Genomic DNA, 26,776 nt, shown 5'->3' on the forward strand with positions numbered 1-26,776 from the left:
AGGCAGCGGGGCAACCGGCGGGCCGCGCGCGGATCGTTCAGAGCAGGTCGCGGAGCGCGCGTTCGCGGACCATCAGGGCGGCCCGCTTGTCGGGAAGTTCGACTTCCGCCGAGAAACGGAAACCGGCGTTCAGAAATGCTGCCACGGAGGGGGTGTTGCGGAGGTCTGGTTCGGCAAGGACGCGCGCGCAGCGGGGTCGTTGCTCCAGGATGAGATCGGCGACTGCCCTCAGCAGGGTGGTGCCGATGCCCCGGCCCCTGTCCGTCACCCCGCCGAGGAGCAGATGGATTCCCGTGTCGTGCGGGCGGGACGGATAGTGCCTGGCCAGCGGGTCGAGGTCGGCGCGGTAGATCTCCCAGTAGCTCATGGGGATCCCGCCGAGCACGCCGAGGCAGGGGACGCTGCGTCCGTCGCCGTCGAGCTGTCCGCGCAGATGCGTGGCGGTCACGCCTTCGGAGCCTGCCAGCTCCCAGAAGGCGGCGACGGCCGGGTCGTTCATCCAGCGGGTGATGAGCGCCAGGTCGCGCTCGACGCGTACGGGGACGAGCTGGAAGACGCCGGCGGGGGTGGTCACGGGCCCCCAGTTGCCGAGGGAGTCCAGCAGGTCGTCGTCGAAGGCGCCCGGTGGTGGAGGGGAGGTCACCGGCTCCCCTTCCGCGAACAGCGCGCCGAGTTGGTCGCTCAGTCGCAGGTCGAGGGTGTCGTTGGAGCTGGTTCCGGTGTCGGTGCTCGCATCGGTGGGAGGCACGGTGGCGCTCTCCTCTCGGGCAGTGCGGATGGTTCGTGTTCGGTCAGCGGCGAAGGGGGTTGGTGATGGTGACGTAGACGGACTGGGTGTCGACGGGGCCGACGAGTTCGTCGAGGCCGTGCATCCGGGTCAGCAGATTGGCCTTGCAGCGCAGGGTGTCCGCCGCCAGCAACTGGCCGGGCAGCGGCGACCCGAGGGAGACGGCGCGGGTGAGGAACTGGCGGAAGGCGGCGAGGAGTACGCGCTCGTCGGCGAGCCGCTGCGAGCCGAACGCGCCGATCAGGCCGAACACGTTGTTGATGGCGAGGTAGTAGGCGAACCGCTCGTCGGTGACCGCGTCGGAGACGAAGGTGTCGCTGGTCACGCCGATCCCGGGCAGGCTGCGGTCCAGCTCAGCGCGGCGGGACTCGCGGAAGTAGTAGCCCTGGTTGTCGCGGTAGCGTCCGCCGACGGGCCAGCCCTGCGGGTCGAGCAGCACCAGCGTGTTCTGCTGATGTGCTTCGAGGGCGATGCCCGCGGCGCCGTCGAGCCAGAGCACCGGCCGTACGACATGGTCGAGATAGCGCAGGAACCACTCGGCTGCCACGGCGGTCTGCGGGCGGCCGGTGCGGGCGGCCAGGCCGGAGATGACGGCGGCCAGGCGCGAGTGGACGCCCGGGTGGCCGGGGTAGGGCCGGGGCGCGGTGAGTCCGGCGATGCAGACGGCGTCGTCGGCCGGGCCGAACGGGTTGTGCCGCAGCATCACGTCGAGTCCGCCGACCGGTTGGCCGTCCGGGCCGTCGACGGCGAGCCAGGCGGGGTCGCGGACGATGTCGAAGCGGGGGTGGGCGGCCGTCCACCGCTCGGCGAGTCCGGCGCGCAGCAGCCGGTGCACCTCGACGCCCCGGTGGAGTTCCTTGCGGAGGTTCTCCCGGCGGGAGTTGGTGATCCGCAGGCCCAGGGAGAGCTTGAGCATGACCGGCGCACCGGGGCGGTGCACGGTCCGGATGGAGGAGGTGGGATGCCAGGGCGCGCCGTGCGGCCCGAGGTCGTGCAGCAGACCCGCGCCGAGCAGCCGCGCGACGGCGGGGCGGTGCGCCAACTCCCTTGCCTGCCAGGGATGGAGGGGCAGGGCGACGGTGTGGTCCGGGAGCGGTACGTCGCCGAGGAACCGGGCGGTGAGCCGCTCGGCCGGCACGAGCCTGCCCTGCTCGGTCCAGGCGGAGTCCGTGGCGAGTACGGACCGGTCGACGGCGAACCAGTGCAGCGGGAAGGAGCCGCGCAACTCCGGTGAGTAGAGCCGGGCTTCGGTTTCGGAGAGCCCTTCTCTGCTCTTGGGGGTGGGATGGAGGGGGTGGCCGAGGAGCAGCGACTGCTCGCCGGTCAGGAAGAGGTCGGCGTCGGCCGGGGCTTCGGGCCGGCGTCGGCGCTCGGCGACGAAGTCGGCCGTGCGGTGCACCGAGTCGGCGACTCTGCCGACCAGGTCGGCGCCCTGCTGCCGGCCCGACTCGCGGGCCAGCAGCGAGGCGAGGGTGACGGCTTCCACCTCGGGTGCCCCGGCGGGGGCGCTCTCCAGGGTGGGCAGCCCGAAGCGGTGCCAGCCGGTGGCCGACCAGTACCGGACGGGGGCGAGCAGGGCGGTGCCGCTCATGGTGAGCGGGATGCGCAGGACGTCGCCCTCGGGCCGGGCGAGGTTGTTCTCCCTGGCCCAGCAGCGCAGCAGGTTCTCGACGGCCGCCGCGTCCGCGGCCTGCCGCGGGTCCGGGTGGTCGAGATGGTCGCCGGCCGGCCGGTCCGCCGCGCTCTCCGCGGCGGAGCCGCGCGGTTCGGCGGCGGCTCCCGTCTGCTGCCGTGGCACCGTGGCCGACTCGACGGTGAGGGGGGTGTGCGCCGGCACATCGGGTGCGGGTGTGGGGTTCACGGAAGGCTTCCTTGTAAGGGGGTCCGGGGTCACGGGGTCAGTACGAGGATCCGGTCCGAGTCCGGCGGAGCGCGGAACGCTCGGCGGCGGCAAGGGCGTCGGCGAAGCGGTCGAGGACCGCCACGGCCTGTTCGTCGGTGAGGGTGAGGGGAGGGAGCAACCGTACGACGGCGCTGTGGCGTCCGCCGAGTTCGACGATGAGTCCGCGGCTCAGGCACTCCCGCTGGATCTCGGCGGCCAGACCGGGATCCGCGGGCGCGGGGGTGGTGCCGTCGGGCTCGGGGGCGACGATCTCGACGCCCATCATCAGCCCCCGGCCCCTGACGTCCCCCACGCAGGGGTGGTGGCCGGCGAGTTGCCGCAGTTGGCCGAGCATCCGGTCGCCGAGGAGCGCGGCGCGCCGGGCGAGCCCGTTCTCCCGTACGTAGGCGAGGGTGGCCGCGCCCGCCGCCATAGCGAGCTGGTTGCCCCGGAAGGTGCCGGCGTGGGCGCCCGGCTGCCAGCAGTCCAGATCCGCGTGGTAGACGATCACGGCGAGCGGGAGGGAGCCGCCGATGGCCTTGGAGAGCACCATGACGTCCGGGGTGATCCCACTGTGCTCCACCGCCCAGAAGGTACCCGTCCGTCCGACGCCTGTCTGCACCTCGTCGGCGATCAAGGGGATGCCCCGGTCCTCGGTGATCCGGCGCATCCGGCGCAGCCACTCGTCCGGGGCCGGTACGACGCCGCCCTCGCCCTGCACCGGCTCCACGATCATGCCGGCCGGGGCGGGCACGCCCCCCTTGGGGTCGTCGAGCAGGTTCTCGGTCCAGCGGGCGGCCAGTTCGGCGCCGCGCCCGCCGCCGACGCCGAACGGGCAGCGGTAGTCCTGCGGGAACGGCAGCCGGGTCACCCGCACGTCCCGGGCGCCGCCCGAGGCGTCGAGGGCGCCGCTGGTCATGCCGTGGTACGCCCCGGTGAAGGCGAGCAGGCCGTCGCGGCCGGTCGCGGTCCTGACGAGGGTGAGGGCCGCCTCGACGGCGTCGGTGCCGGCCGGACCGCAGAACTGCACCTTGGCGTGGTCGGCCAGCTTCCCCGGGAGGGTGGCGAAGAGTTCGTCCGTGAAGGCGTCCTTGACGGGGGTGGCGAGGTCCAGGACGTGCAGCGGGGCGCCCGAGTCGAGGACTGCGCGGATCGCCTCCAGGACCACCGGGTGGTTGTGCCCGAGGGCGAGCGTGCCCGCCCCCGACAGGCAGTCCAAGTAGCGGCGCCCGTCGGCCCCTTCGATCGTCAGCCCCCTGGCCCGTACCGGCACGATGGGCAGGGACCGCGCGTAGGTGCGGGCGGCGGACTCGCGTTGGGCCTGGCGGCGGAGAATGCCTTCGTGTGCGACGGTCGGTGCCACCGGTGCGGGTTCGGTCACGGCCACGGCTTGTCGGTCCTCCCGTTGTCACAGTTGCGTTGCACGTCAGTACGGCGCTCGACCGCCGAGCGTTCGACGGGGACGCTGGCCGGTGTCCTCCGTTCGTACCAACGACACCGGATCCCCGGGATCACGGGTCTCGGCAAGATCGTTGCGGCCCGGAACCACGGACCTGCTGTGCGAGGTCCCGTACGGGACCGGCATAGTGGTGGCCCCGCGTCCTGGCCCCGCGACCGTGAGCGAGGATGCGCCAACTGTTCCATTCGCGCCATCAGTTCTGTACCGAAGTCCCAGGGGGATCACGCCATGCGACCCATTCGTCCGATGCTTGCCGCGGCTTCAGTCGCCGCGGTCCTCGCCCTGACCGCCACGGCCTGCGGGCCGGGTGACGACAGCGCGAGCGACAAGCCCAGTGCCGTGCCCAGCAGTTCGGCCGACGGCAAGGTGAAGATCCCCGACGATCTGAAGGAACGGCTGAAGGCCCGCGGGATAGACCTGGACAAGTGGCGGGACGGCGAGTGGAAGAACTGGGACAAGGACAAGTGGCTGCGTGAGGCGAAGGACTACATCAACCCGATCATCGCGGGGCTGTGGGACCAGGACCGGATGCGCAAGGCGGACGAGCCGCCGGAGACGCCCGTCCCCAACGACATCTCGGGCGACCAGGGTGTCACCGACCCGACGCCCGAGCCGATCAAGGCCCGCGCGGTGAAGGCTCCTTACGCCGACAGCGCCCCCGCGTCCGGCAAGCTGTTCTTCGACGGGCCCGAGGGTTCGATGGTCTGCTCGGCGACCGTGGTCGAGGACCCGGCGCACCCCGGCAAGTCCAACTTGGTGTGGACGGCGGGCCATTGCGTCCACGCCGGCAAGGCGGGCGGCTGGTACCGCAACCTCGCCTTCGTACCCGCGTACAACAACAAGGGCCTGCCGACGGACCAGTTGCAGCAGGCCCCGAAGACCGAAGTCGCGCCCGACGGCGTGTGGTGGGCGGACTGGGCGCAGACCTCGGACCAGTGGATCGCGCAGGGCGCGTCGAGCGGCGGGCTCGGCGCTCCGTACGACTACGCGGTGCTCCATGTCACCCCGGAGCAGGGCGGCAACGGCAAGTCCCTTGAGGAGACGGTCGGTTCGGCCCTCCCGGTGGACTTCAACGCCCCTGCCACATCAAAGATCAGCGATCTGACGGCGACTGGCTACCCGGCGGCTCCGCCCTTCGACGGCCAGAAGCTCTACCAGTGCGAGGACCGGCCCGGCCGGCTCTCGCTGACCGAGTCCGACCCGACGATGTACCGGGTGGGCTGCACCATGACGGGCGGCTCCTCCGGCGGCGGCTGGGTCGCGCAGGGCTCCGACGGCAAGCCCGCGCTGGTCTCCAACACCTCCATCGGCCCGGTGACCTCGGGCTGGCTGGCGGGCCCCCGCCTCGGTGACGTGGCCAAGGGCGTGTACGACGGCGTCAGCAAGAAGTTCGCCGGGCAGTGACCCCGGCCCGGTAACGGCAGCACGAAGGCCCGTCCCCTCGCGTGGAGGGGACGGGCCTTCGTCTGTCGTTCGACCAAGTGGCCGCTCGGCCAAGTGGCCGCTCGGTCAGGTGGCAGCCGGTACCGCGACCGGTACGTACGGGGCGAGCGCCGCCGCCAGCTCCTCGTGGACCTGGGCCTTGAGCCGCGTGCCCTCCGGGGTGTGCTCCTCGGACAGCACCTCGCCCTCGGCATGGATCCGCGAGACCAGCCCGCCGTGCGTGTACGGCACGAGCACTTCCAGCTCGACCTGCGGCCTCGGCAGCTCCATGTCGAGCAGCGCCAGCAGTTCGGCGATGCCCTGTCCGGTGCGCGCCGACACGGCGATGGCATGGCGCTCGGCGCTCAGCAGCCGCTGGAGCACGATCGGATCGGCCGCGTCCGCCTTGTTGATCACCACGATCTCGCGGACGTTCACCGCGCCCACGTCGCGTACGACTTCCCGTACGGCGGCCAACTGCTCCTCCGGTGCCGGATGCGAGCCGTCGACCACATGCAGGATCAGATCGGAGTCACCGACCTCCTCCATCGTGGAGCGGAACGCCTCGACGAGGTGATGCGGCAGATGCCGGACGAAGCCGACCGTGTCGGTCAGCGTGTAGAGCCGGCCGCCCGGTGTCTCGGCCCGGCGCACGGTCGGGTCCAGGGTGGCGAACAGGGCGTTCTCCACCAGGACACCCGCGCCGGTGAGCCGGTTGAGCAGGGACGACTTGCCCGCGTTGGTGTATCCGGCGATGGCGACCGACGGCACCTTGTGGCGGCGCCGCTCCTGCCGCTTGATCTCGCGGCCCGTCTTCATCTCCGCGATCTCCCGGCGCATTTTCGCCATCTTCTCGCGGATCCGCCGCCGGTCCGTCTCGATCTTGGTCTCACCGGGACCGCGCGTGGCCATACCGCCACCGCCGCCGCCACCCATTTGCCGGGACAGCGACTGGCCCCAGCCGCGCAGCCTCGGCAGCATGTACTGCATCTGCGCGAGCGCGACCTGCGCCTTGCCCTCACGGGACTTGGCGTGCTGGGCGAAGATGTCGAGGATCAGGGCGGTCCTGTCGACCACCTTGACCTTGACGACGTCTTCGAGGTGGATGAGCTGGCCGGGGCTGAGTTCACCGTCGCACACGACGGTGTCGGCGCCGGTCTCCAGGACGATGTCCCGCAGTTCGTTCGCCTTGCCCGAGCCGATGTACGTCGCGGCGTCCGGCTTGTCGCGGCGCTGGACGACTCCGTCCAGCACGAGAGCGCCGGCGGTCTCGGCGAGGGCGGCCAGCTCCGCGAGGGAGTTCTCCGCGTCCTGCGCCGTTCCCGACGTCCACACACCGACGAGCACCACACGCTCAAGGCGGAGCTGGCGGTACTCGACCTCGGTGACGTCTTCGAGTTCGGTGGAGAGGCCCGCCACACGTCGCAGGGCGGCCCGGTCGGAGCGGTCGAACTGGTCGCCGTCCCGCTCTCCGTCGATCTCGTGGCTCCAGGCGACGTCCTCTTCCATCAGGGCGTCCGCCCGGAGGCTGTCCGTGCGGGGATCCGTCGTGCTGGCATCCGCGAAGCTCTGCGCGTCCTGGGAAGGGGATGAAGAGGAGGTCATTTGATCCTTACGTCGAAATCAGAAGCTGCTGCTACAACCGTCACAACGCGTGACGGCCCGGATTGATTCCCGGCCGTACTGCCGTCCGGCCGGGGTTCGGCTGCCGTCCGGCCGCGTCGCCGACCTGTTGATGGTGACACGGCACGGCCCGGTCGTCACATAGGTTTCACGCACCGTCTTCGGCGGGTGGCTGGCTGTGCCAGTCCGGGTGCCCCGGCATCGGCGGGGTCTTCGTCCCGTACAGCCACGCCTGGAAGAACCCGGACAGATCACGCCCGGCGACCTCCGAGGCCAGCCGGACGAAGTCGGCCGTGGTCGCGTTCCCGTCCTGGTGCTCGCGCACCCACACGCGCTCCAGCCGGGAGAAGGCGTCCGCGCCGATCTCCGCCCGCAGCGCGTAGAGGACCAGCGCGCTGCCGTCGTACACGACCGGGCGGAACAGGCTGATCTGCTGGCCCGGGGTGGGAGGCGCCGGCGCCGCCGGGGGGCCGCCCGCAGCCCGCCAGCCGTCGGAGAGGGCGTACGCCTCCTTCATCCGCGTCTCCATCGGCTTCTTGGCGTGCTCCTGCGCGTACAGCGCCTCGTACCAGGTCGCGTGCCCTTCGTTGAGCCACACGTCGGACCAGCCATGCGGCGAGACGCTGTCGCCGAACCACTGGTGGGACAGTTCGTGGACCATGACCGACTCGACGTACCACGCGGGGTACTCGGGGCGGGTGAACAGCGAGCGCTCGAAGAGGGACAGCGTCTGCGTCTCCAGCTCGAAGCCGGTGTCGGCGCCGGCGATCAGCACCCCGTACGTCTCGAAGGGGTACGGGCCGATCTTCGACTCCAGCCAGCGGATCTGGTCCGGCGTCTTCGCGAGCCAGGGCTCCAGCTTCGCCTTGTCGGCAGCGGGCACCACGTCCCGTACGGGCAGTCCGTCAGGACCTTCCCTGTGCAGGACGGCCGAGCCGCCGATGGAGACCTGGGCCAGCTCCGAGGCCATGGGGTGGCTGGTGCGGTACGTCCAGGTGGTGCTCGCGCCGTGCCGGCGGGTGTCCACGGGCAGTCCGTTGGCCACGACCGTCAGCTTCTGCGGCGCCGTCACATGGAAGGTGTAGTACGCCTTGTCCGCCGGGTGGTCGTTGCTCGGGAACACCCGGTGTGCGGCGTTCGCCTGATTGGCCATCACCAGGCCGTCGGTGGTGCGCACCCAGCCGCCGCCCGTGCCGGTCGGATCGCTGGTGTGCCCGACCGTGACCCACATCCGGGCCCCGGCCTCGACGGGTTCGGCGGGGGTGACGACGAGGTCCTCGCCCGCCGTCTCGAACTGCGCGGGTGCGCCGTTGACCTCGACGGAGCGGACGGTGCCGTGGGTGAAGTCGAGGTTGATCCGCTCCAGGCGCTCGGTCGCCACCGCGTGGATCTTGGTGACGGCGTCCAGCGGTTTGCTGTTGTCGCCGCCGTAGGTGAAGTCGAGGTCGTAGGAGCGTACGTCGTAGCCGGGGTTGCCCAGTTCGGGGAAGAGCGGATCGCCGATGCCCAGCGGCCCCGGCGCCGGCAGGGTCGCGGCGACGAGGGTGGCGGAGGCGATGGCCAGCAGAGCGGCGCGCAGCCGGCGGGAGGTGAGCAGCATGGACCACCGCTACCAGTGGCCGCCGGGTGCGCGCGGGCGGCGCGCTCCGATCCCACTCGAAAGGGGCAGCCGGGCGCGCGCCCGGCTGCCCCTTCCCGCCCTGCCTCAGCGAGTCGGCCTTGTCTCAGCGCCGGTCGGCCCCGTCTCAGCCGGTCGTCGAGTGCTGCGCCCGGCTGACGTCGTACACACCGGGTACGTCGCGCATGGCGCGCATCAGCCCCGGCAGGCTCGCGGCGTCCGGGAGCTGGAGGGTGTAGGTGTGCCGCACGCGCTGCCTGCTGGGCGGCTCCACGGTCGCCGAGACGATGCCGGCGCCCGCGGTGGCGATGGCTTCCGTGAGGTCGGCAAGCAGCCGGGGCCGCCCGAAGGACTCGGCGTACAGCGTGACACGGCACTCCGCCGCGTCCGTCCAGCTCACCTCTACGGGGTTGCGCCCTAAGGCCTCCATCCGCGCCACGGCGGAGCATTCCACCCGGTGGACGGTGACGGCGCCGCCGCGCACGGCGAAGGCCGTGATCTCGTCGGGCGGTACGGGCGTACAGCACCCGGCGAGCCGTACGGTCGCGTTCGGCAGCCCTACGACGGCGTTGGCGGCGCCGCGCTTCCCCGCGCTCTGGGCGGCCGGCGGGCGGGGGGCGGCGTCGGGGAGTTTCACCGCCTCCGGGTGCGCGGCGAGCCAGCCGTTGATCGCGATCCGGGCGGCGGGGGTCTTCGCGTGGTCGAGCCATTCGGGCGAGGGCCCTGACGCGGCGTCCTGGGCGAGCAGCAACTGGACCGTGTCGCCGTCGCTCAGCACGGTGCTCAGTGGCGCGAGCCGGCCGTTGACCCGGGCGCCGAGACAGCCGTGGGCCGCCTCGCCGTGCTGGGCGTACGCGGCGTCCACACAGGTCGCGCCGGCCGGCAGGCCGAGCATGCCGCCCTCGGCGCGGAAGACGGTGATCTCCCGGTCCTGCGCCAGGTCGTCGCGGAGCGTCGTCCAGAACGTGTCGGGGTCGGTGGCGGCCTCCTGCCACTCCAGCAGCCGGGAGAGCCAGCCCGGCCGGGTGGGGTCGGCGCGCTCGCCGGCCGGCTCGTCGGCCGGTTCGACCGAGACGTACGGGTTGCCGAGCGCCACGACACCGGCCTCGGCGACCTTGTGCATCTGGTGCGTACGGATGAGGACTTCGGCGACGGCGCCGTCGGGTCCCGCGACGGCGGTGTGCAGCGACTGGTACAGGTTGAACTTCGGCGCGGCGATGAAGTCCTTGAACTCGGAGATCACCGGCGTGAAGCAGGTGTGCAGTTCGCCGAGGACCGCGTAGCAGTCGGCGTCCTCACCGACCAGCACCAGCAGCCTGCCGAAGTCCGAGCCGCGCAGCTCGCCGCGTTTGAGTTTCGACCGGTGGACGGAGACGAAGTGGCGCGGCCTGACGAGGACTTCGGCGGTGATGCCCGCCTCGCGCAGCGCGCTCCTGACATCCTCGGAGATGGCGGCGAGCGCGTCGCCCGCCGTCGCGTTGTCCGCGATGAGGGCGCGGGTCTGCTCGTACTCCTCGGGCCGCAGGATCGCGAAGACCAGGTCCTCCAGCTCGGTCTTGAGCGCCTGGACACCGAGCCGTTCGGCGAGCGGGATCAGCACGTCGCGGGTGACCTTGGCGATGCGGGCCTGCTTGTCGGGGCGCATCACGCCGAGCGTGCGCATGTTGTGCAGCCGGTCGGCCAGCTTGATCGACATCACCCGGACGTCGTTGCCGGTGGCGACGAGCATCTTGCGGAAGGTCTCCGGCTCGGCCGCGGCGCCGTAGTCGACCTTCTCCAGCTTGGTCACCCCGTCGACCAGGTAGCAGACCTCGTCGCCGAACTCCGCCCGCACCTGATCGAGGGTCACTTCCGTGTCCTCGACGGTGTCGTGGAGCAGGGCAGCGGTCAGCGTGGTGGTCTCGGCGCCCAGCTCGGCGAGGATCAGCGTCACCGCGAGCGGGTGGGTGATGTACGGGTCGCCGCTCTTGCGGTACTGGCCCCGGTGGGACGCCTCGGCCAGCACGTACGCCTTGTGCAGGACCGCGAGATCCGCGTCGGGATGATGCGCCCGATGGGCCTCGGCGACATGCCCCATGGCGTCGGGCAGCCGGTCCCTGGAGGCAGGGCCGAGCAGGGCGGCCCTGCCGATTCTGCGGAGGTCGATCCTGGGCAGGCCGCGTTTGCGGCTGTGGGCACCAGGGCTGGTGGCCTCTGCACTCATGGGCACCTCCGGCAGCTTCGACCGGCGGTGGAGGAGCAGGAGCGCCCTCGGGGCCGGTGCTTGATGCTATCGAGCCCACCACGTGGCCCGGACCAGCTCTTGCCCAGCGTGAAACTGATCACCCATTCGAGCGAGTTTCAGGCAATGACCGATTCAAGCCACACCGGGTCGAAGTGCCCTTCGGCGACAATCACGGCGGGCCCGGTCATCTCGATCTCGCCGTCCGTACGCTCGGTGACGACCAGTCGGCCGCCGGGCAGGTCGACGGTGTAGGTGACGGGGGCTCCGGTGCAGGCCGGGTCCTGGCCGTCCCTGCGAGCGGCGGCGACGGCCACGGCGCAGGCGCCGGTGCCGCAGGAGCGGGTCTCGCCCGAGCCGCGCTCATGGACGCGCATGGCCACGTGGCGCGGGCCCCTGTCGACGACGAACTCGACGTTGACCCCGTCGGGGTAGGCGCCCGCAGGGGTGACGGACGGCGCCGTGTACAGCTCGCCGGCCCGCGCCAGGTCGTCCACGAACGTGACGGCGTGCGGATTGCCCATGTTGACGTTGCGCGCGGGCCACTCGTGGTCGCCGACCGCGACCCGTACCTCGGTGCCGGGAAGCGTGGCGCTGCCCATCTCGACCGTGACGTCCCCCGCTTCACCCGCGCCGGGCCCGCCCGCGGTGTCCTTGGCGAGATGGACCTTCTTGACGCCGGCCCGGGTGGCGATCCGCAGATCGCCCGCCTCGGCATGGCCGGCCCGCTGCAGATAGCGCGCGAAGACCCGGATGCCGTTGCCGCACATCTCGGCGACGGACCCGTCGGCGTTGCGGTAGTCCATGAACCACTCCGCCTCGGCCGCCATGTCCCGCGCCTCGGGGTGCGCGGCGGACCGCACGACATGCAGCAGGCCGTCGCCGCCGACCCCTGCCCTGCGGTCGCAGAGCGTGGCCACGGCACGGGCGGGCAGGTCGATGGCGTTGTCCGGGTCGGGGACGATCACGAAGTCGTTCTCGGTCCCGTGGCCCTTGAGGAAGGCGATCGGGGAGATCTGCGAGGTGCTCACGGGTCCATCGTACGAGCTGAGGCCCGCCGCGGGGATCAGCGGAGCCGCGCGACGCGCCAGACGGCGAGGGCGACCACGGCCACCGCGACCACCAGGTACAGGGCGACGAACCGCCAGTCGGCGCGCTCGCCCGAGGCCCTGGACGGCAGCCCCGGCCAGGTGTAGCCGACCTTGCGGGCGGCCATCATGCCCCAGCCCGCCGCGCAGCAACTGATCAGCAGTCCGAGCATCGCGACGACGGCTCCGCCGTCCCCGGTGCCGAAGGCGAGCGGGAAGGCGAACATCAGGGAGCCGACACCGGCGAGCGCCACGATCGGGGCGAGCTGCCAGATCCGGAGCTTGCGCTGCGGGCGCAGCTCCACCTCGACCTCGGGAGCCACGTCCTCCTCGTCAGGACCGTCCGGGCTGAGCCGCGGCGCGTCGTCCTGCGGGCGCCGCGTGTCCTCGGGCCGCTCGGTCGCGGAATCGCTGTTTCGAGGGCCGGCCTCCATCGCCACGCGCCCTCCCCACTCGGACTCCACCTGTCGATCGATGCTCGATGATGGCACGCTCGCGGGCGCCGGATTGACGGCCGGAGCGTCCCGATGCCATCACGTGATCAGGCTGTGACCGCTCGTTCGACCAACGCCAGCGCACGGCCGGGGAGTTCCTCCCGATGCTCGGCTCCGCCGCCCAGCCAGTGCACCCGCGGGTCGCGCCGGAACCAGGAGTCCTGGCGCCGCGCGAAGCGCTTGGTGGCGCGTACGGTCTCGGCCCGCGCCTCCTCGTCCGTCGAGTCCCCGGCCAGCGCGGCGAGCACCTGCTGGTAGCCGAGGGCGCGGGAGGCCGTACGCCCCTCGCGCAGGCCCGCCGCCTCCAGCGTGCGCACCTCGTCCACCAGACCCGCCTCCCACATCCGGTCGACCCGCAGGGCGATCCGCGCGTCGAGTTCGGGGCGGGCGACGTCGACGCCGATCTGGAGGGTGTCGTACACGGCGTCATGGCCGGGGAGATTGGCGGTGAACGGCTTGCCGGTGATCTCGATCACTTCGAGCGCGCGGACGATCCGGCGGCCGTTGCTGGGCAGGATCGCCCGGCCCGCCTGCGGATCGGCCGCCGACAGCCTGGCGTGCAGCGCGCCCGAGCCGCGCAGCGTCAGCTCGGCCTCCAGCCTGGCGCGCACCTCGGGGTCGGTGCCGGGGAAGTCCAGGGCGTCGATGGCGCCGCGTACGTAGAGCCCGGAGCCGCCGACGAGTACCGGGGTGCGCCCGGCGGCGAGCAGCCGGTCGATCTCGACCCGGGCCAGCTTCTGGTACTCGGCGACGCTGGCCGCCTCCGTCACGTCCCAGATGTCCAGGAGGTGGTGCGGGACACCGGCGCGCTCCCGCTCGGTCAGCTTGGCCGTTCCGATGTCCATTCCCCGGTACAACTGCATGGAGTCTGCGTTGACCACCTCACCGTCGAGTTGCCGGGCGAGATGAACGCCCAGATCGGACTTGCCTGCCGCGGTGGGACCGACGACGGCGATGACCCGCGGTGCGGGAGCTGCGGTTCTCACCTCCCCAGTCTCGCAAACGCGCGCGGCGCGCCCCACACGCGTTGTCCGCGGAGCGGAATTGCCGGCGGAGCGGAATCCGGCGCCCCTGAGTAGGGTGAGGAAGACGGGGCGATTGTCCCTGCCAGTTGATGTGCAGTTGATCGAGAGAAGGTGGCCCATGGGCTTCATGGATTCTTTCAAGGCCAAACTCTCGCCGGCCAAGGACAAGGTCTCCGACCTCGCGCAGCAGCACGGGGACAAGATCGGTCAGGGCCTGGACAAGGCCGCCAGGACCGTGGACGAGAAGACCAAGGGCAAGTACAGCGGCACGATCGAGACCGGCACGGGCAAGGCCAAGGACGCGCTCGACCGGATCTCCCAGAAGGACGACGGCACTCCCCCGCCGCCCGCCGCCTGATGCGCGCCTGCGGCCGGATTCCCGACCGCCCGGGTGATCTGCCCGGTCACGACCAGGCGGCGACCAGGTATCCGACGCCGTAGGGCGCCTCGTCGTACAGCAGCGCGCCGCCCAGGGCTGTGCCCTCGGCGGCGCCTGCCAGCACCTGCCACGGTGCCCGGCCCGCCGCTTTGAGTTCCTGTGCCAGCTCCGTGTCGAGCGCCGCGAGCGCGGCGGTGTCCGCCGCTCCCAGGGCGCGTGCCACCTCCGCGTCGAATCCGGCCGCCCGCTCGTCGAGATAGCCCGGCGCCTTGACCGTCCGGCACGCGCTGGCGTCCCCCATCACCAGCAGTGCGGTACGGCCGGGCCGCGCCGCGATCTCCCGTCCCGTCCGCATACACCGCTCGGCGGCCAGCGGTTCCCCCACGCCGAGGCCCTCGACGGGTGACGCGGACCAGCGGACGCTCTCCAGCAGCCAGGAAGCCACGGCGAGGGAGGCGGGCAGCGGACGCTCACCGGCCGCCTCGCCCGTAGCGGTCCCCAGCGTCACGTCGGCATCGACGCCGAAGCCGCGGAACGATCCGGCGGCGCCCTGCGGATACGGTCCGCGCCGCGCCTGCTCGGCGGGCCCGACGACCAGCAGCCGGTCGGGGCGGGCGGCTGCCAGCACCCCCAGGGCGTCCGCGCAGCAGGCGCGCAGCGCGTCGAGTTCGGCTGCGGCGCCCGCGGCCACGGCGGGCACGAGCAGCGGCGGACAGGGGCAGACGGCAGCGGCGACCAGCATGTCCCGCACCTTAGACGTCCCGCACCGTGGACGAGGCCCCGGGCCGCCGGGCGACGAGCCTACGGCTCGACGGAGCAGCCGCCTGTCACGGCGGGCAGCGGCGCCGGTACGCCGATGGTGGGCAGCCCCAGCAGGACACCCGCCGGCTTGTCGCTCTTTCCGCTCGCGGCCGACTCGCGCCGCTCCCAGGCGTCCCCGGCGCGCGTCCTGCGCACCGTGAGCGTCGGGCCCTCGGCCAGCAGGTGGTGCGGGGCCGCGTAGGTGATGTCGACGGTCACCACGTCGCCGGGCCGTACCGGCGCTTCCGGCGCCGTGAAGTGGACCAGCCGGTTGTCGGGGGCGCGTCCGGACAGCCGGTGGGTCGCGCCGTCCTTGCGCCCCTCGCCCTCGGCGACCATCACGTCGACCGTCCGGCCGAGCTGCGTCTTGTTCTGCTCCCAGGAGATCTCCTCCTGGAGGGCGGAGAGCCGCATGTACCGCTCCTGGACGATCTCCTTGGGGATCTGTCCCGGCATGTCGGCCGCCGGCGTACCGGGCCGCTTGGAGTACTGGAAGGTGAAGGCCTGCGCGAAGCGCGCCTCGCGCACGACGTGCATCGTCTGCTCGAAGTCCGCCTCGGTCTCGCCGGGGAAGCCCACGATGATGTCCGTCGAGATGGCGGCGTGCGGAATGGCGGCGCGCACCTTCTCGATGATGCCGAGGTAGCGGTCCTGCCGGTACGAGCGGCGCATCGCGCGCAGGATCGTGTCGGAGCCCGACTGGAGCGGCATGTGGAGCTGCGGCATCACGTTCGGCGTCTCGGCCATGGCGGCGATCACGTCGTCCGTGAAGTCACGGGGGTGCGGCGAGGTGAAGCGGACCCGCTCCAGGCCCTCGACTGACCCGCAGGCGCGCAGCAGCTTGGAGAACGCCTGCCGGTCGCCGATGTCGGAGCCGTACGCGTTGACGTTCTGGCCGAGCAGCGTGATCTCGCTGACGCCCTCGGCGACCAGGGCCTCGATCTCGGCCAGGATGTCGCCGGGCCTGCGGTCCTTCTCCTTGCCGCGCAGCGCGGGCACGATGCAGAAGGTGCAGGTGTTGTTGCAGCCCACGGAGATGGAGACCCAGGCGGCGTAGGCGGACTCGCGGCGCGTGGGCAGCGTGGAGGGGAACGCCTCGAGGGACTCGGCGATCTCGATCTGCGCCTCTTCCTGGACGCGGGCGCGCTCCAGGAGGACCGGCAGCTTGCCGATGTTGTGCGTACCGAAGACGACGTCGACCCAGGGCGCCCTGCGCACGATGGTCTCGCGGTCCTTCTGCGCGAGGCAGCCGCCGACGGCGATCTGCATGCCGGGCCGCTTGGTCTTCATCGGCGCGAGCCGGCCGAGGTTGCCGTACAGCTTGTTGTCGGCGTTCTCCCGCACCGCGCAGGTGTTGAAGACGACGACATCGGCGTCCCCGTCGGCGTCCTCCGGGGCGCGGACATATCCCGCGCCCTCCAGCAGGCCCGACAGCCGCTCGGAGTCGTGGACATTCATCTGGCACCCGTAGGTGCGCACTTCGTAAGTCTTCGCGCTCATCTCGCCCACCAGGGTACGGGGTCACGGTACGGGGCGGGCCCTGGCCACCGTGTGCGGTGAGCTGACAGGATCGGCGCCATGGTCCCCGCCGTCTCCCGGATGATCCGCAACCGCGCCGTGCAGGGCGGTGCGGCGGTGCTGGTGGTGCTCGGGGTGCTGGTGTGGTGGCTGGTACCGATCAGGGAGTCCTCGCCGAGCGGCTCGGTGACCTTCAGCACCGGTGCGAACAGGGGCGTCTACCAGCGCTACGGCGAGCTGCTCAGCCCGTACCTCGACCGCGATCTGCCGAACGTGTCGATAAAGCTGACGACCAGCGAGGGCTCGCAGCAGAATCTGGCGCGGCTGGCGCGGGGCGAGGCGCAGTTCACCATCGCCACCGCCGACGCCGTGGCGAAGTACCAGAAGGACCGCGACGTCGGCTACGAGCGGCTGCGGGGCTGCGCGCGGCTGTACGACGACTACGTGCAGCTCGTCGTCCCGAAGGGTTCTGCCGTGCGGACGACGGCCGATCTGCGCGGCCTGCGGGTGGGCGTCGGGCAGGACGGCTCGGGCGTGCGGCTGATCGCGGACCGGCTGCTGAAGGCGGCGGGACTCGACCCGCGGGCCGACATCAGGGCGGTGCCCGACGGGATCGACACGATGCCGGAGAGCCTGGAGCACCACCGGCTCGACGCCTTCTTCTGGTCCGGCGGCCTGCCCACGGCGGCCGTGGAGCAGCTCTCGGAGCGCTTCCCCGTCCGGCTGGTCCCGCTGGAGCCCGCGCTGATCGCGAAGCTGCACGCCACGGGCGAGATCGCTTCGCACTACTACCGGTCGGCGGAGATGCCGGCCGACGCGTACCGCGACGCGCAGGACGGCGAGGCGGTGCCGACGGTCGCGGTGGCGAACCTGCTGGTCACCACGGACCTGACGGACCCGGCGCTGGCGGAGGGCTTCACCAGGACCGTGATCGACAGCCGGGACCGCATCGGCAAGGAGGTCCACCCCGCGCAACTGGTGGACCTGCGGACGGCGATCTACACGGACCCGCTCCCCCTGCACGAGGGCGCGAAGCGCTACTACCGCTCGGTCAAGCCGTAGGCGACGAGCGCGGGACGCTGAGGGTGACGCGCAGGCCGCCCGGGTCGCCGTGGGCGTAGCTGATCGAGCCGCCGCCCGCGTTCAGCAGGGCGCGCGATATCGACAGGCCGAGTCCTGAGCCCTTGACGTTCTGGTGGCGGTTGCTGCGCCAGAAGCGGTCGCCGATACGGGCCAGTTCGTCGTCAGCGAGCCCCGGGCCGCCGTCGTTGACGACGACCGTGGAGGTCTCGCCGCCGCGTCCGACCGTGACGGTGACCGCCTCGCCGGCCGGGGTGAACTTGAGCGCGTTGTCCAGCACCGCGTCGAGCGCGCTGGAGAGCGCGACGGGATCGGCCCACGCGGTGACGGCCGCGCCCTCCTCAGACAGCCGTACGCCCTTCTCGTCGGCGACGGCCCGCCAGGCGTCGACCCGCTCGGCCACCAGCGCGCCGATGTCGGTGAGCCGCAGGTCGGCCTCGGCGTGCTCGGCGAGCGCCAGGTCCAGCAGGTCGTCCAGTACGTGCCCGAGCCGCTTGCCCTCCGTGCGCACCGACGCGATCTCCGCGTTCCCCTCGGGCAGTTCGAGGGCGAGGAGTTCGATCCGCAGCAGCAGGGCGGCGAGCGGGTTGCGCAACTGGTGGGAGGCGTCGGCGACGAAGGCGCGCTGCTGCTCCAGCACGTCCTCGACGTTGTCGGCCATCTCGTTGAACGAGACGGCCAGGCGCCGCAGTTCGGGCGGTCCGCCGCCCGCGGCCACCCGTGACTTCATCCGCCCGGTGGCGATGTCGTGGGTGGCCGCGTCGAGCACCCGTACCGGCAGCAGGACCCAGCCCGTCAGCCGGAATGCCGCCCCGACGGCGACCAGCATCGCCACCACCTCGCCCGCGCCGATGACCAGCCAGCCGCGCAGGATCCTCGAACGCATCTGCCCGGTGGGCGAGTCCGTCACCACGACGGCGACCACATCGCCGTCCCTGACGACCGGTGAGGCGACGATCAGCCGGCCGTCCTGCCAGGGCCAGACCTGCTCCGGGTCGTCGCTGCGGCGGCCGAGCAGCGCCTCGTCGAACGCCTGCCTGCCCTCGCCCTCCTTGGGGACCGTCCAGTTCTGCGGGGCCCGTGCCAACGGCCGGTTGTCGCGGTAGAAGACACCGGCCCTGATGCCGTAGACGGAGTAGTACCTGGCCAGTTCCTCCGCGAGCACGCGGCGCCTGTCCTGCGAGCCCGTGGTGCTCTCCGTGACGAACTGGGCGAGCGCGGCGACCCGCGCCGTGTCGTCGATCCGGTCCACCACGACGTCCTGCTGCTGCCCGGCGGCGCGGCTGGCGGCCAGCGGGAAGCCGAGGGCGAGGAGCACGGCCGCCATGAGGATGATGAGCAGCGGGAGAAGTCGGGTGCGCACGGGGCGTTACTGGCCTTGCTTGCCCGGGTGCGCGGCGGGCACGACGAGCCGGTAGCCGACGCCGCGCACGGTCTCGATCAGCGACGGCATGCCGAGTTTGTGGCGCAGGGACGCCACATGCACTTCGAGGGTGCGCCCGGTCCCCTCCCAACTGGTCAGCCACACCTCGCTGATGATCTGCTCCCTGCGGAAGACCACACCGGGCCGCTGGGCGAGCAGCGCCAGCAGGTCGAACTCCTTGCGGGTCAGCGGTACGGGGGTGCCGTCGACGCTGACCTGGCGGTTGGCCGGCTCCAGCGTGACCCGCCCGAGCGCGGGTGCGGACCGCTCGGCCCCGGCCGGCTCCTCGGCCGCGGTGCCGCGCCGGCTCACCGCGTGGATACGGGCGAGCAGTTCACCGGTGTCGTACGGCTTGGTGACGTAGTCGTCGGCGCCGAGGTTGAGGCCGTGGATGCGGGAGCGTACGTCGGCGCGGGCCGTCACCATGATCACCGGGGTCGCGGTGATCTTCCGGATCTTGCCGCAGACCTGGTAGCCGTCCTGGTCGGGCAGTCCGAGGTCGAGCAGCACCACCCCGAACGGCGCCTTGCCGGCGTTGGCGGCGGGCAGCAGCGCCCGCAGCGCCTCCTCACCGCTCCTGGCGTGCACGACGTCGAAGCCGTGCCGGGCGAGCACCGCCGCCAGAGCAGCGGCGACATGGTCGTCGTCCTCGACGAGCAGCAGTCTCATGGCGCCCCCCTGGCTGTGGCACTTCCTGTGGCACTCCTGTGGTACTTCCCCTCCCGGCATCCACGCCCATGACACCGCAGCCGTCAAGGCCCAGTCCGGCTCCCCGTGCTTTCCGTTACGCACCCGGTACGCCCCGCACCGCCCCCTCACGCGGCGTGTCCGTCCGCTGCCCGATCGTTATGCTCAAGTTCCGCTCAGATGTAATGACGCTGGTCGCGGCCCATGCCTATGGTCCTTCCCAACCGAGGAGGACGGAGCAATAAGCCGATGAGCGGAGTGTCAGTGACCAAGGGCACCGAGGACGCCGTGCCGGCGGCGGGCGACCTGGTCGTACTGAGCAACGTCAACAAGCACTTCGGCGCGCTGCATGTGCTCCAGGACATCGATCTGACCATCGCCCGTGGCGAGGTCGTGGTCGTCATCGGTCCCTCCGGGTCCGGTAAGTCCACACTGTGCCGCACCATCAACCGCCTGGAGACGATCGATTCAGGTTCGATCACGGTCGACGGCAAGCCGCTGCCGGCCGAAGGCAGGGAGCTCGCCCGGCTGCGGGCCGATGTCGGCATGGTCTTCCAGTCGTTCAACCTTTTCGCGCACAAGACCGTGCTGGAGAACGTCACGCTGGGCCAGACGAAGGTCCGCAAGCTCGGCAAGCGGGAGGCGGAGGAGAAGGCGCACACCCTCCTCGACCGGGTCGGCGTGGGCTCGCAGGCCGACAAGTACCCGGCTCAGCTCTCCGGCGGACAGCAGCAACGGGTGGCCATCGCACGGGCGTTGGCGATGGACCCCAAGGTCATGCTCTTCGACGAACCGACCTCCGCACTCGACCCCGAGATGATCAACGAGGTCCTTGAGGTCATGCAGCAACTGGCGCGCGAGGGAATGACGATGGTCGTCGTCACCCACGAGATGGGCTTCGCGCGCTCGGCGGCGAACAGGGTCGTCTTCATGGCGGACGGAAAGATCGTCGAGGAGACCACCCCGGACGAGTTCTTCAACAACCCGCGCAGTGACCGTGCCAAGGACTTCCTTTCGAAGATCCTGCACCACTGACCTGCCTGTTCCACGAGCTGTCTGTTCTACGAGCTGTCTGCTCCACCCTGTCTCTTCCACGTCTCACCCGAGGGAAGTTCAACGATGAAGCTCCACAAGGCAAGCGCGGCAGCGGCTGCCGTACTCGTCCTCTCGCTGACGGCCACCGCGTGCGGCGGCGACAGCGACGACAGCGGCAGCGGCAGCGGCAGCGACGGCGGCGGCAAGATCGCCATCGGGATCAAGTACGACCAGCCGGGTCTCGGTCTGAAGACGCCGGACGGCACCTTCGCGGGATTCGACGTCGACGTCGCCACGTACGTCGCCAAGGAACTGGGCTACGACGCCAAGGACATCGAGTGGAAGGAGTCGCCGAGCGCCGAGCGCGAGAACCTCATCGCCAACGGCGACGTGAAGCTCGTCGTCGCCAGCTACTCGATCACCGACGAGCGCAAGCAGCGCGTGGACTTCGCGGGCCCGTACCTGCTGGCCCACCAGGACCTGCTGGTGCGCGCGGACGACAGCTCGATCACCAAGGCCGCTGACCTCAACTCCAAGAAGCTCTGCTCCGTGACCGGTTCGACGTCGGCGCAGAACATCCAGAAGGAACTCGCTCCCAAGGCCGACCTCCAGCAGCTCGGCGGCTACTCCGAGTGCCTGAGCGGCCTGGAGAACAAGGCCGTTGACGCGCTGACCACGGACGACTCCATCCTCGCCGGCTACGCCGCGCAGAAGGAGCACCAGGGCAAGTTCAAGCTCGCCGGGCTCAAGCTCAGCGACGAGAACTACGGCATCGGCCTCAAGAAGGGCGACACGGACCTGCTGAACAAGGTCAACGCCGCCCTCAAGAAGATGGAGTCGGACGGTTCCTGGGAGAAGGCCGTGAAGAAGAACTTCGGCCCCGCCAACTACAAGAACGAGCCCGCCCCGCAGATCGCCGCCGGCTGACACACGCCGGCCGAAGAGAAGCGGTGACGCGCCGCCGGCCCGGCCGGCGGCGCGTACCGACCAGCCAACCAGGGGAGAGCGCGGGGCATCGTGTTCGACTTTCTTGATTCCGGGCAGTACGACCTGCTCGGCGCCTTCTGGGTGACGGTGCAGCTCACCCTCTTCTCGGCAGTCGGTTCCCTCATCTGGGGAACGCTGCTGGCCGGGATGCGCGTCAGTCCCGTACCGCTGATGCGAATATTCGGTACCGCCTACATCAACATCGTCCGCAACACGCCGCTGACCGTGGTCATCGTCGCGTGTTCCCTCGGGCTCAACCAGACGCTCCTGATCAAGCTCGGCGGCGAGAACTTCAAGGAGATCGGCTTCCGGCTGGCCATCCTCGGACTGACCGCCTACACCTCCACCTTCGTCTGTGAGGCCCTGCGCTCCGGCATCAACACGGTGCCCGTCGGGCAGGCGGAAGCGGCCCGCGCGCTGGGGCTGAGCTTCTTCCAGGTGCTGCGGCTGATCGTGCTCCCCCAGGCGTTCCGGTCGGTCGTCGCCCCGCTCGCCAACGTACTGATCGCCCTCACCAAGAACACCACGGTGGCGGCGGCGATCAGCGTCGCCGAGGCGGCGGCGCTGATGAAGACCATGGTCGAGAACGAAAGCGACTCGCTCTTCGCCGTCTTCGCGGTCTTCGCGTTCGGCTTCATCGTTCTCACCCTCCCGGTCGGCCTGCTGCTGGGCTGGGTGGCCAAGCGAGTGGCGGTGAAGCGATGAGCAACCAGTCCGTGCTGTACGACGCGCCCGGTATCCGTGCCAAGCGGCGCAACATTCTCTACACGATCGTGTTCCTGATCCTCTTCGCGCTGGCCATCTGGTGGGTCATATCCGCCCTGCTCGACCAGGATCAGCTCACCTCGGCCAAGTGGAGTCCGTTCGTCACGGACCCGAAGGTCTGGACGACCTATCTGCTGCCGGGGCTCGGCGAAACCCTGAAAGCGGCGGCACTGTCCATCGTGATCGCCCTGCCGGTGGGCGCCCTGCTCGGCATCGGCCGGCTGTCGGACCACCGCTGGGTCAGGATCCCGGCCGGCATCGTGGTCGAGTTCTTCCGCTCGATCCCGGTACTGCTGATGATGATCTTCGCCCTTCAGTTGTACGTGCAGTTCGCCGACCTCTCGTCCGACATCCGCCCGCTGTACGCGGTCGTGACCGGCCTGGTGCTCTACAACTCCTCGGTCATGGCGGAGATCGTGCGGGCCGGCATCCTCTCGCTGCCCAGCGGCCAGACCGACGCCGCCAAGGCGATCGGGATGCGCAAGGGCCGGGTCATGTCGTCCGTGCTGCTGCCGCAGGCGGTGACGGCCATGCTGCCCGCCCTGGTCAGCCAGCTCGTCGTGATCGTGAAGGACACCGCGCTCGGCGGCGCCCTACTCGGCCTGCCCGAGCTGCTCTCGCAGAACCGCACGATCACGGCGAACTACGGTGCCAATGTCATCGCGGCCTTCACCGTCATCGCCCTGATCTACATCGTGCTGAACTTCGCGCTCACCACCTTCGCCGGCTGGCTGGAGCGCAAGCTCCGCAAGGCGCGCAAGAGCACGGGCGCGGTCCTCGGGGCCGGCGACGCCGAGGAAGTGGTCGTCATCGGGGGTGGAAACACCCGCTGAGGCGCATGTGGCACACGGTGTACGCGCCGCCGCGGGCGTCACTTGACGGGGGCACCCCCAATAGGTTGCATACGTTCTGTGATCACGCATCGGGCTCCCAGGGCCTGTCCGACAGGCTCAAGCGCCACTGACAGCACGACCGTACGGGCCGGAGAGGGCGCGCCGTGGACCCGGTGATCGTGGTCGGCGCCGGCCCTGTCGGGCTGGCGCTGTCCCTCGCCCTCGCCGCGCAGGACGTCCCTGTCGTCCTGCTGGACGAAGGCAGCGGCACGGACGACCCCCGCCCGGCCCGCACGGTCGTGCTGCGCCCCGACACCGCCGCGCTGGTGGCCCGGATCGGCTGCACCACCCTCGCCGACGAGGCCGTCCACTGGCAGGGCTGGCGCTCGATGCGGCGCAAGCAGCTCATGCGGCAGGTGCCGCTCGGCGAGGACGGCGGGCCCGCCCCGCTGCACATCCCGCAGCACGCCCTGGCGCGCGGGCTGCGCGAGGCCATCGCCGGGCAGAAGCTGATCCAGGTGGCGACCGGCAGCCGGCTGGACTCGCTGGAGCAGGACGCGCACGGCGTCACCGTGCACACCCGCGGGCCCGAGGCGACCTGGTGGCGCGCCAGCTACCTGGTGGGCTGCGACGGCGCCAGGTCGACCGTACGCAAACTGCTCGGCGTGCGGTTCCCCGGCCGTACGGCGGTGGAGCGGCACGCCGTGGCCGCGCTGCGCGCCGAACTGCCCTGGCCCGGCGAGGCGGTGCTGCACCGTCAGCCGCCGTGGCGCGGCGGCGGCGACGAGATCTCGGCGAGGCCGCTGCCGGACGACGTGTGGCGGCTGGACTGGCTGCTGCCCGCCCGGGGCGAACTGGTCACGCCCGACGCACTGGTGGCGCGGCTGCGGGACACGCTGGCCGGCTGGTGCGGCGAGACACCCCCGTACGAACTGCTCGACACCGGCGTCTACACGCTGCACCACCGGCTGGCCAGGCGGTGGCGGGTGGGCCGCGCCTTCCTCGCGGGGGACGCCGCCCATCTGCTCGGCGCCGTGGGCACCCAGGGGCTCGACGAGGGGCTGCGGGACGCCGACAACCTCGCCTGGAAGCTGGCGCAGACCTGGCACCACGGCGCGTCGCCCGCGCTGCTGGACAGCTACCAGGCGGAGCGGCGCACCGCGGTCGCCGGCCGGCTGCGCGCCGCCGACCAGTCCCTGCCGATACTGCGCGGCGGCGGCGGGCTGCGGACGTACCTGCCGGGCGCCGCGAGCGGTCACGACACGCTGCTCGCCGACGGGCATCTGGGGTACGGGCCGCTGGGCGCGCCCCCCTCGTACCCGCACTCCCCTCTCGCGCCTCCGCACGCCGAGGGGCGTACGACGGTCGGCACCGCCCCCGGCGGTCCGGTCGCCGATGTACGGGTGACGGCGCCGGACGGCACGTCGGCGCGGCTCAGGGACCGGCTCGGCCGCGGCCGGCTGCTGGTGGTGCTGGTCGCTCCGGGGACCGGGGTGTGGGACCGGCGGCACTGGCTGACCGCCGGGGTGATGCCGCGGCTCGCCGCAGCCGTGACCGCCCTGCCGGTGCGGGCCGAGCTGCTGGTCACCGAGGCGTATCCGGGGGCTTCGGCGCACAACGTACTGCTCGTACGGCCCGACGGGCATCTCGTCGACGCCTTCGGCGGGGTGCGTCCCGCCGATCTCTACGCGGCGGCGGACGCGGCGCGCGGCGGCTCCCCCTCGGCGGCCGAAGCGGATGCGGAACGGGGCGACCGCATTGTGAACATCAATTGACCGCACTCGACCCCTCATGGTGTAGTACAGAGCGTGACTGACACCGATGTGCGCCTGTGGCGGAGGGTTCATGTGGACCTGCTCCGTTACGCGGGCTGCGTGTGTCGCCCGTCCTGCTGATTCGCCTTTTTTCCGCGCGCGTGCCGCGTGAACACCGCGGCAGCGCATTTTCGCGAACTTCTTCAGGACGGTCATGATGTCTACTCCCGTATCGCTCCCTGCCTCCGCCGCTGTCGCCGCCACGCCTGCCGCTCCGGTGCCGTCGCCGGCCGCCGGGGCGGGCCCCACCGCGACCGAGCTGCTCGACTTCGTCCGCAGGACAGCGGCCGACAAGGCCCTGATCGACTCGCTCCCCCTGGACCCCGAGGGCCGCACGTGGATCCGGCTCGAAGGCCCGGCCGGCAGTGAGGCCTGGCTGATCGGCTGGCCGCCCGGCACGGGCACCGGCTGGCACGACCACGGCGGCTCGCACGGCGCCTTCGCGACGGCGGCCGGTGTGCTCCAGGAGGACTCCCTCGCGGCCCGGCTGCCCACCGAGGGGTGGAAGACCCTGGAGCTGGCCGAAGGCGTCGACCGGCACCGGGAGTTGGCGGCGGGTGACGGCAAGGCGTTCGGTGAGCACCATGTCCACGAGGTGCGCAACGAGTCGGCGGGCGAGCACGCGGTCTCCGTGCACGCGTACTACCCCCCGCTGCCGCTGATGCGGCGCTACAGCCGCACCGGCTTCGTCCTCCGCCTCGAACAGGTCGAGGTTCCCGAGGAGTGGCAGTGACCGACCCGGTCGGCATCGACGAACTGCTGGAGCGGGTCCGCGAGGATCTGGACCGGGTCAGCGCCAAGGAGGCCTTCGCCGAGGCCGCGCACGGAGCACTGCTGGTCGACATCCGCTACCAGGAGCTGCGCGAGCGCGACGGGCTGATCCCGGGTGCCCTGGTCGTGGAGCGCAACGAGCTGGAGTGGCGGCTCGACCCGCAGGGCAGCCACCGCGCCGCCGAGGCCACCAGCCATGACCTGCGGGTGGTGGTGGTCTGCAACGAGGGGTACGCGTCGAGTCTCGCCGCCGTGTCCCTGCGCCAGCTCGGACTGCACCGCGCGACGGACCTGATCGGCGGCTTCCAGGCGTGGCAGGCCGAAGGACTCCCGGTCGCGCGCTGACCGCCGTCGTACGTCCCTGCGGTCCGGTGACCGCCGTCGTACGTCCTCGCGGTGCGGCGACCGCTGCCGTACGCCCTGCGGCGCCGCTCACTGGCGGATCGAGCCGCCCCCGCGACAGCGGGGCACGTCAGTCGAAGTGCAGCCCCTCGTCGAGCCCTTCGGTGTCCTCGCCCTCTTCCTCCAGCGCCTGTTTGACCACGCGCAGGGCCATGCCCTGGGAGTAGCCCTTGCGCGCCAGCATGCCGACGAGCCTGCGCAGCCGTTTGTCGCGCTCCATACCGCGCGTGGTGCGGAGCTTGCGGGCGACCAGGTCGCGGGCGGTCGCCTCCTCCTGCTCCGGGTCGAGCCGGCCGACCGCCTCGTCGACCAGGGTCGAGTCCACGCCCTTGGTGCGCAGTTCGCGGGCGAGGGCGCGGCGGGCCAGGCCCCGGCCGTGGTGCCGGGACTCCACCCAGGCGCCGGCGAACGCCGCGTCGTCGATCAGCCCCACGTCCACGAAACGGGACAGCACCTCCTCGGCGACATCCTCGGGGATGTCGCGTTTGGCCAGGGCTTCCGCCAGTTGTCTACGGGTGCGCGGCATGCCGGTGAGCAGGCGCAGGCAGATCGCCCGCGCCCGCTCGGCCGGGTCCTGGGGCGGCAGTTCCCGCTCGGCCCTCGACGAGCCCGAACTGCCGCCCTGCTCTTCCGCGCGCCGCCTCTTCGCATAAGGCACGGGC

Annotated in this window: 25 protein-coding genes, 1 tRNA gene and 1 pseudogene; 12 read left to right on the plus strand and 15 right to left on the minus strand. The window is 71.5% G+C overall.

Features of this window, described 5'->3' with window-relative positions; translation table 11 throughout:
- Window positions 1-37: 37 nt before the first annotated feature.
- Genes ACZ63I_RS13340 through ACZ63I_RS13350 form a run of 3 tightly spaced genes read right to left on the minus strand, consistent with a single transcriptional unit; the run spans window position 38 to window position 4,056 of the window.
- Window positions 38-748 (minus strand): GNAT family N-acetyltransferase, encoded by a 711-nt coding sequence (locus ACZ63I_RS13340; RefSeq protein WP_469338236.1) that lies wholly within the window; start codon window positions 746-748, stop codon window positions 38-40.
- A gap of 43 nt (window positions 749-791) precedes the next feature.
- Entirely contained in the window at window positions 792-2,648 is a 1,857-nt protein-coding gene (locus tag ACZ63I_RS13345) for an IucA/IucC family protein (RefSeq protein ID WP_469338237.1), read from the minus strand.
- A 37-nt stretch (window positions 2,649-2,685) separates the two neighbouring features.
- The gene (locus ACZ63I_RS13350) at window positions 2,686-4,056 is read right to left on the minus strand and encodes a diaminobutyrate--2-oxoglutarate transaminase family protein (protein ID WP_469338239.1); all 1,371 of its coding nucleotides are present in this window, start codon (window positions 4,054-4,056) and stop codon (window positions 2,686-2,688) included.
- Between the two features lie 300 nt (window positions 4,057-4,356).
- Between ACZ63I_RS13350 and ACZ63I_RS13355 the strand changes: the two genes are divergently transcribed.
- Window positions 4,357-5,532, plus strand: a complete 1,176-nt coding sequence (locus ACZ63I_RS13355; protein ID WP_469338240.1) for a trypsin-like serine peptidase — start codon at window positions 4,357-4,359, stop codon at window positions 5,530-5,532.
- Between the two features lie 105 nt (window positions 5,533-5,637).
- Here ACZ63I_RS13355 and hflX read toward each other — a convergent pair whose 3' ends face one another.
- From hflX to miaA, 6 genes are all read right to left on the minus strand, one after another.
- Entirely contained in the window at window positions 5,638-7,155 is a 1,518-nt protein-coding gene (gene hflX, locus ACZ63I_RS13360) for a GTPase HflX (RefSeq protein ID WP_469338242.1), read from the minus strand.
- Window positions 7,156-7,321: 166 nt separating this feature from the next.
- Window positions 7,322-8,773: a M1 family metallopeptidase gene (locus ACZ63I_RS13365; protein WP_469338244.1), complete on the minus strand. Its 1,452-nt coding sequence runs from the start codon at window positions 8,771-8,773 to the stop codon at window positions 7,322-7,324.
- 145 nt (window positions 8,774-8,918) lie between these two features.
- The gene (locus tag ACZ63I_RS13370) at window positions 8,919-10,994 is read right to left on the minus strand and encodes a RelA/SpoT family protein (RefSeq protein ID WP_469338245.1); all 2,076 of its coding nucleotides are present in this window, start codon (window positions 10,992-10,994) and stop codon (window positions 8,919-8,921) included.
- A gap of 137 nt (window positions 10,995-11,131) precedes the next feature.
- Window positions 11,132-12,028: a diaminopimelate epimerase gene (gene dapF / locus ACZ63I_RS13375; RefSeq protein WP_469338385.1), complete on the minus strand. Its 897-nt coding sequence runs from the start codon at window positions 12,026-12,028 to the stop codon at window positions 11,132-11,134.
- 50 nt (window positions 12,029-12,078) lie between these two features.
- Window positions 12,079-12,534 (minus strand): hypothetical protein, encoded by a 456-nt coding sequence (locus tag ACZ63I_RS13380; protein ID WP_469338387.1) that lies wholly within the window; start codon window positions 12,532-12,534, stop codon window positions 12,079-12,081.
- A 107-nt stretch (window positions 12,535-12,641) separates the two neighbouring features.
- A complete protein-coding gene (gene miaA / locus ACZ63I_RS13385; protein WP_469338247.1) occupies window positions 12,642-13,580 on the minus strand; it encodes a tRNA (adenosine(37)-N6)-dimethylallyltransferase MiaA in 939 nt (312 codons plus the stop codon).
- A gap of 157 nt (window positions 13,581-13,737) precedes the next feature.
- Between miaA and ACZ63I_RS13390 the strand changes: the two genes are divergently transcribed.
- Window positions 13,738-13,977 (plus strand): antitoxin, encoded by a 240-nt coding sequence (locus tag ACZ63I_RS13390; RefSeq protein WP_469338248.1) that lies wholly within the window; start codon window positions 13,738-13,740, stop codon window positions 13,975-13,977.
- A gap of 46 nt (window positions 13,978-14,023) precedes the next feature.
- On the opposite strand, the gene ACZ63I_RS13395 is transcribed toward ACZ63I_RS13390, so the two are convergent.
- Window positions 14,024-14,740: a class III extradiol dioxygenase subunit B-like domain-containing protein gene (locus ACZ63I_RS13395; RefSeq protein WP_469338250.1), complete on the minus strand. Its 717-nt coding sequence runs from the start codon at window positions 14,738-14,740 to the stop codon at window positions 14,024-14,026.
- A 59-nt stretch (window positions 14,741-14,799) separates the two neighbouring features.
- A complete protein-coding gene (gene miaB / locus ACZ63I_RS13400) occupies window positions 14,800-16,299 on the minus strand; it encodes a tRNA (N6-isopentenyl adenosine(37)-C2)-methylthiotransferase MiaB (protein ID WP_469338252.1) in 1,500 nt (499 codons plus the stop codon).
- 99 nt (window positions 16,300-16,398) lie between these two features.
- Between miaB and ACZ63I_RS13405 the strand changes: the two are divergent.
- Window positions 16,399-16,920 (plus strand): annotated as a pseudogene (locus ACZ63I_RS13405) (TAXI family TRAP transporter solute-binding subunit); the annotation flags it as partial.
- Here ACZ63I_RS13405 and ACZ63I_RS13410 read toward each other — a convergent pair.
- Window positions 16,877-16,977, minus strand: a tRNA-OTHER gene (locus ACZ63I_RS13410). The pseudogene ACZ63I_RS13405 and the gene ACZ63I_RS13410 overlap by 44 nt on opposite strands.
- On the opposite strand from ACZ63I_RS13410, the gene ACZ63I_RS13415 reads away from it, so the two are divergent.
- Window positions 16,939-17,379, plus strand: coding sequence for a TAXI family TRAP transporter solute-binding subunit (locus ACZ63I_RS13415; RefSeq protein WP_469338396.1), 441 nt, complete (start codon window positions 16,939-16,941; stop codon window positions 17,377-17,379). The genes ACZ63I_RS13410 and ACZ63I_RS13415 overlap by 39 nt on opposite strands.
- Here the strand turns inward: ACZ63I_RS13415 and ACZ63I_RS13420 are convergent.
- Both ACZ63I_RS13420 and ACZ63I_RS13425 read right to left on the minus strand, forming a co-directional pair.
- Window positions 17,369-18,760: a sensor histidine kinase gene (locus ACZ63I_RS13420; RefSeq protein WP_469338254.1), complete on the minus strand. Its 1,392-nt coding sequence runs from the start codon at window positions 18,758-18,760 to the stop codon at window positions 17,369-17,371. The two genes, ACZ63I_RS13415 and ACZ63I_RS13420, sit on opposite strands and share 11 nt — an antisense overlap.
- 6 nt (window positions 18,761-18,766) lie before the next feature.
- Window positions 18,767-19,489: a response regulator transcription factor gene (locus ACZ63I_RS13425; protein WP_469338255.1), complete on the minus strand. Its 723-nt coding sequence runs from the start codon at window positions 19,487-19,489 to the stop codon at window positions 18,767-18,769.
- 267 nt (window positions 19,490-19,756) lie between these two features.
- Here ACZ63I_RS13425 and ACZ63I_RS13430 point away from each other — a divergent pair, with 267 nt between their 5' ends.
- The 8 genes from ACZ63I_RS13430 to ACZ63I_RS13465 all read left to right on the plus strand — a co-directional run bounded on the left by ACZ63I_RS13430 (window position 19,757) and on the right by ACZ63I_RS13465 (window position 26,057).
- On the plus strand, window positions 19,757-20,542 hold the full coding sequence (locus ACZ63I_RS13430; RefSeq protein ID WP_469338257.1) for an amino acid ABC transporter ATP-binding protein: 786 nt from the start codon (window positions 19,757-19,759) through the stop codon (window positions 20,540-20,542).
- A gap of 84 nt (window positions 20,543-20,626) precedes the next feature.
- Window positions 20,627-21,469: a glutamate ABC transporter substrate-binding protein gene (locus ACZ63I_RS13435; protein WP_469338258.1), complete on the plus strand. Its 843-nt coding sequence runs from the start codon at window positions 20,627-20,629 to the stop codon at window positions 21,467-21,469.
- 90 nt (window positions 21,470-21,559) lie between these two features.
- Entirely contained in the window at window positions 21,560-22,234 is a 675-nt protein-coding gene (locus ACZ63I_RS13440; protein ID WP_469338260.1) for an amino acid ABC transporter permease, read from the plus strand.
- Window positions 22,231-23,127: an amino acid ABC transporter permease gene (locus ACZ63I_RS13445; protein ID WP_469338262.1), complete on the plus strand. Its 897-nt coding sequence runs from the start codon at window positions 22,231-22,233 to the stop codon at window positions 23,125-23,127. Before ACZ63I_RS13440 ends, ACZ63I_RS13445 begins: the two co-directional genes overlap by 4 nt.
- 164 nt (window positions 23,128-23,291) lie before the next feature.
- A complete protein-coding gene (locus tag ACZ63I_RS13450; protein WP_469338264.1) occupies window positions 23,292-24,902 on the plus strand; it encodes an FAD-dependent monooxygenase in 1,611 nt (536 codons plus the stop codon).
- Window positions 24,903-24,974: 72 nt separating this feature from the next.
- The gene (locus ACZ63I_RS13455; protein WP_311314449.1) at window positions 24,975-25,022 is read left to right on the plus strand and encodes a hypothetical protein; all 48 of its coding nucleotides are present in this window, start codon (window positions 24,975-24,977) and stop codon (window positions 25,020-25,022) included.
- A 76-nt stretch (window positions 25,023-25,098) separates the two neighbouring features.
- Window positions 25,099-25,674 carry a cupin domain-containing protein gene (locus ACZ63I_RS13460; RefSeq protein WP_469338266.1) on the plus strand — a complete coding sequence of 192 codons (576 nt, stop codon included), beginning with the start codon at window positions 25,099-25,101 and terminating at the stop codon, window positions 25,672-25,674.
- Window positions 25,671-26,057: a rhodanese-like domain-containing protein gene (locus tag ACZ63I_RS13465; RefSeq protein WP_469338267.1), complete on the plus strand. Its 387-nt coding sequence runs from the start codon at window positions 25,671-25,673 to the stop codon at window positions 26,055-26,057. Before ACZ63I_RS13460 ends, ACZ63I_RS13465 begins: the two co-directional genes overlap by 4 nt.
- Before the next feature lie 127 nt (window positions 26,058-26,184).
- On the opposite strand, the gene recX is transcribed toward ACZ63I_RS13465, so the two are convergent.
- Window positions 26,185-26,772, minus strand: a complete 588-nt coding sequence (recX, locus tag ACZ63I_RS13470) for a recombination regulator RecX (RefSeq protein WP_469338268.1) — start codon at window positions 26,770-26,772, stop codon at window positions 26,185-26,187.
- Window positions 26,773-26,776: the final 4 nt, after the last annotated feature.

The sequence above is a fragment of the Streptomyces sp. NPDC087906 genome (genome assembly GCF_055584925.1).

Excerpts from the sequence above, each read along its gene's own strand:
- ACZ63I_RS13390 (WP_469338248.1), top strand. The coding sequence starts at position 13,738 with ATGGGCTTCATGGATTCTTTCAAGGCCAAACTCTCGCCGGCCAAGGAC.
- ACZ63I_RS13395 (WP_469338250.1), bottom strand. The coding sequence starts at position 14,740 with ATGCTGGTCGCCGCTGCCGTCTGCCCCTGTCCGCCGCTGCTCGTGCCC.
- ACZ63I_RS13365 (WP_469338244.1), bottom strand. The coding sequence starts at position 8,773 with ATGCTGCTCACCTCCCGCCGGCTGCGCGCCGCTCTGCTGGCCATCGCC.
- ACZ63I_RS13425 (WP_469338255.1), bottom strand. The coding sequence starts at position 19,489 with ATGAGACTGCTGCTCGTCGAGGACGACGACCATGTCGCCGCTGCTCTG.
- ACZ63I_RS13380 (WP_469338387.1), bottom strand. The coding sequence starts at position 12,534 with ATGGAGGCCGGCCCTCGAAACAGCGATTCCGCGACCGAGCGGCCCGAG.
- ACZ63I_RS13460 (WP_469338266.1), top strand. The coding sequence starts at position 25,099 with ATGTCTACTCCCGTATCGCTCCCTGCCTCCGCCGCTGTCGCCGCCACG.
- hflX (WP_469338242.1), bottom strand. The coding sequence starts at position 7,155 with ATGACCTCCTCTTCATCCCCTTCCCAGGACGCGCAGAGCTTCGCGGAT.
- miaB (WP_469338252.1), bottom strand. The coding sequence starts at position 16,299 with ATGAGCGCGAAGACTTACGAAGTGCGCACCTACGGGTGCCAGATGAAT.
- ACZ63I_RS13370 (WP_469338245.1), bottom strand. The coding sequence starts at position 10,994 with ATGAGTGCAGAGGCCACCAGCCCTGGTGCCCACAGCCGCAAACGCGGC.
- ACZ63I_RS13355 (WP_469338240.1), top strand. The coding sequence starts at position 4,357 with ATGCGACCCATTCGTCCGATGCTTGCCGCGGCTTCAGTCGCCGCGGTC.
- ACZ63I_RS13445 (WP_469338262.1), top strand. The coding sequence starts at position 22,231 with ATGAGCAACCAGTCCGTGCTGTACGACGCGCCCGGTATCCGTGCCAAG.
- ACZ63I_RS13415 (WP_469338396.1), top strand. The coding sequence starts at position 16,939 with ATGCCGGAGAGCCTGGAGCACCACCGGCTCGACGCCTTCTTCTGGTCC.
- ACZ63I_RS13430 (WP_469338257.1), top strand. The coding sequence starts at position 19,757 with ATGAGCGGAGTGTCAGTGACCAAGGGCACCGAGGACGCCGTGCCGGCG.
- ACZ63I_RS13435 (WP_469338258.1), top strand. The coding sequence starts at position 20,627 with ATGAAGCTCCACAAGGCAAGCGCGGCAGCGGCTGCCGTACTCGTCCTC.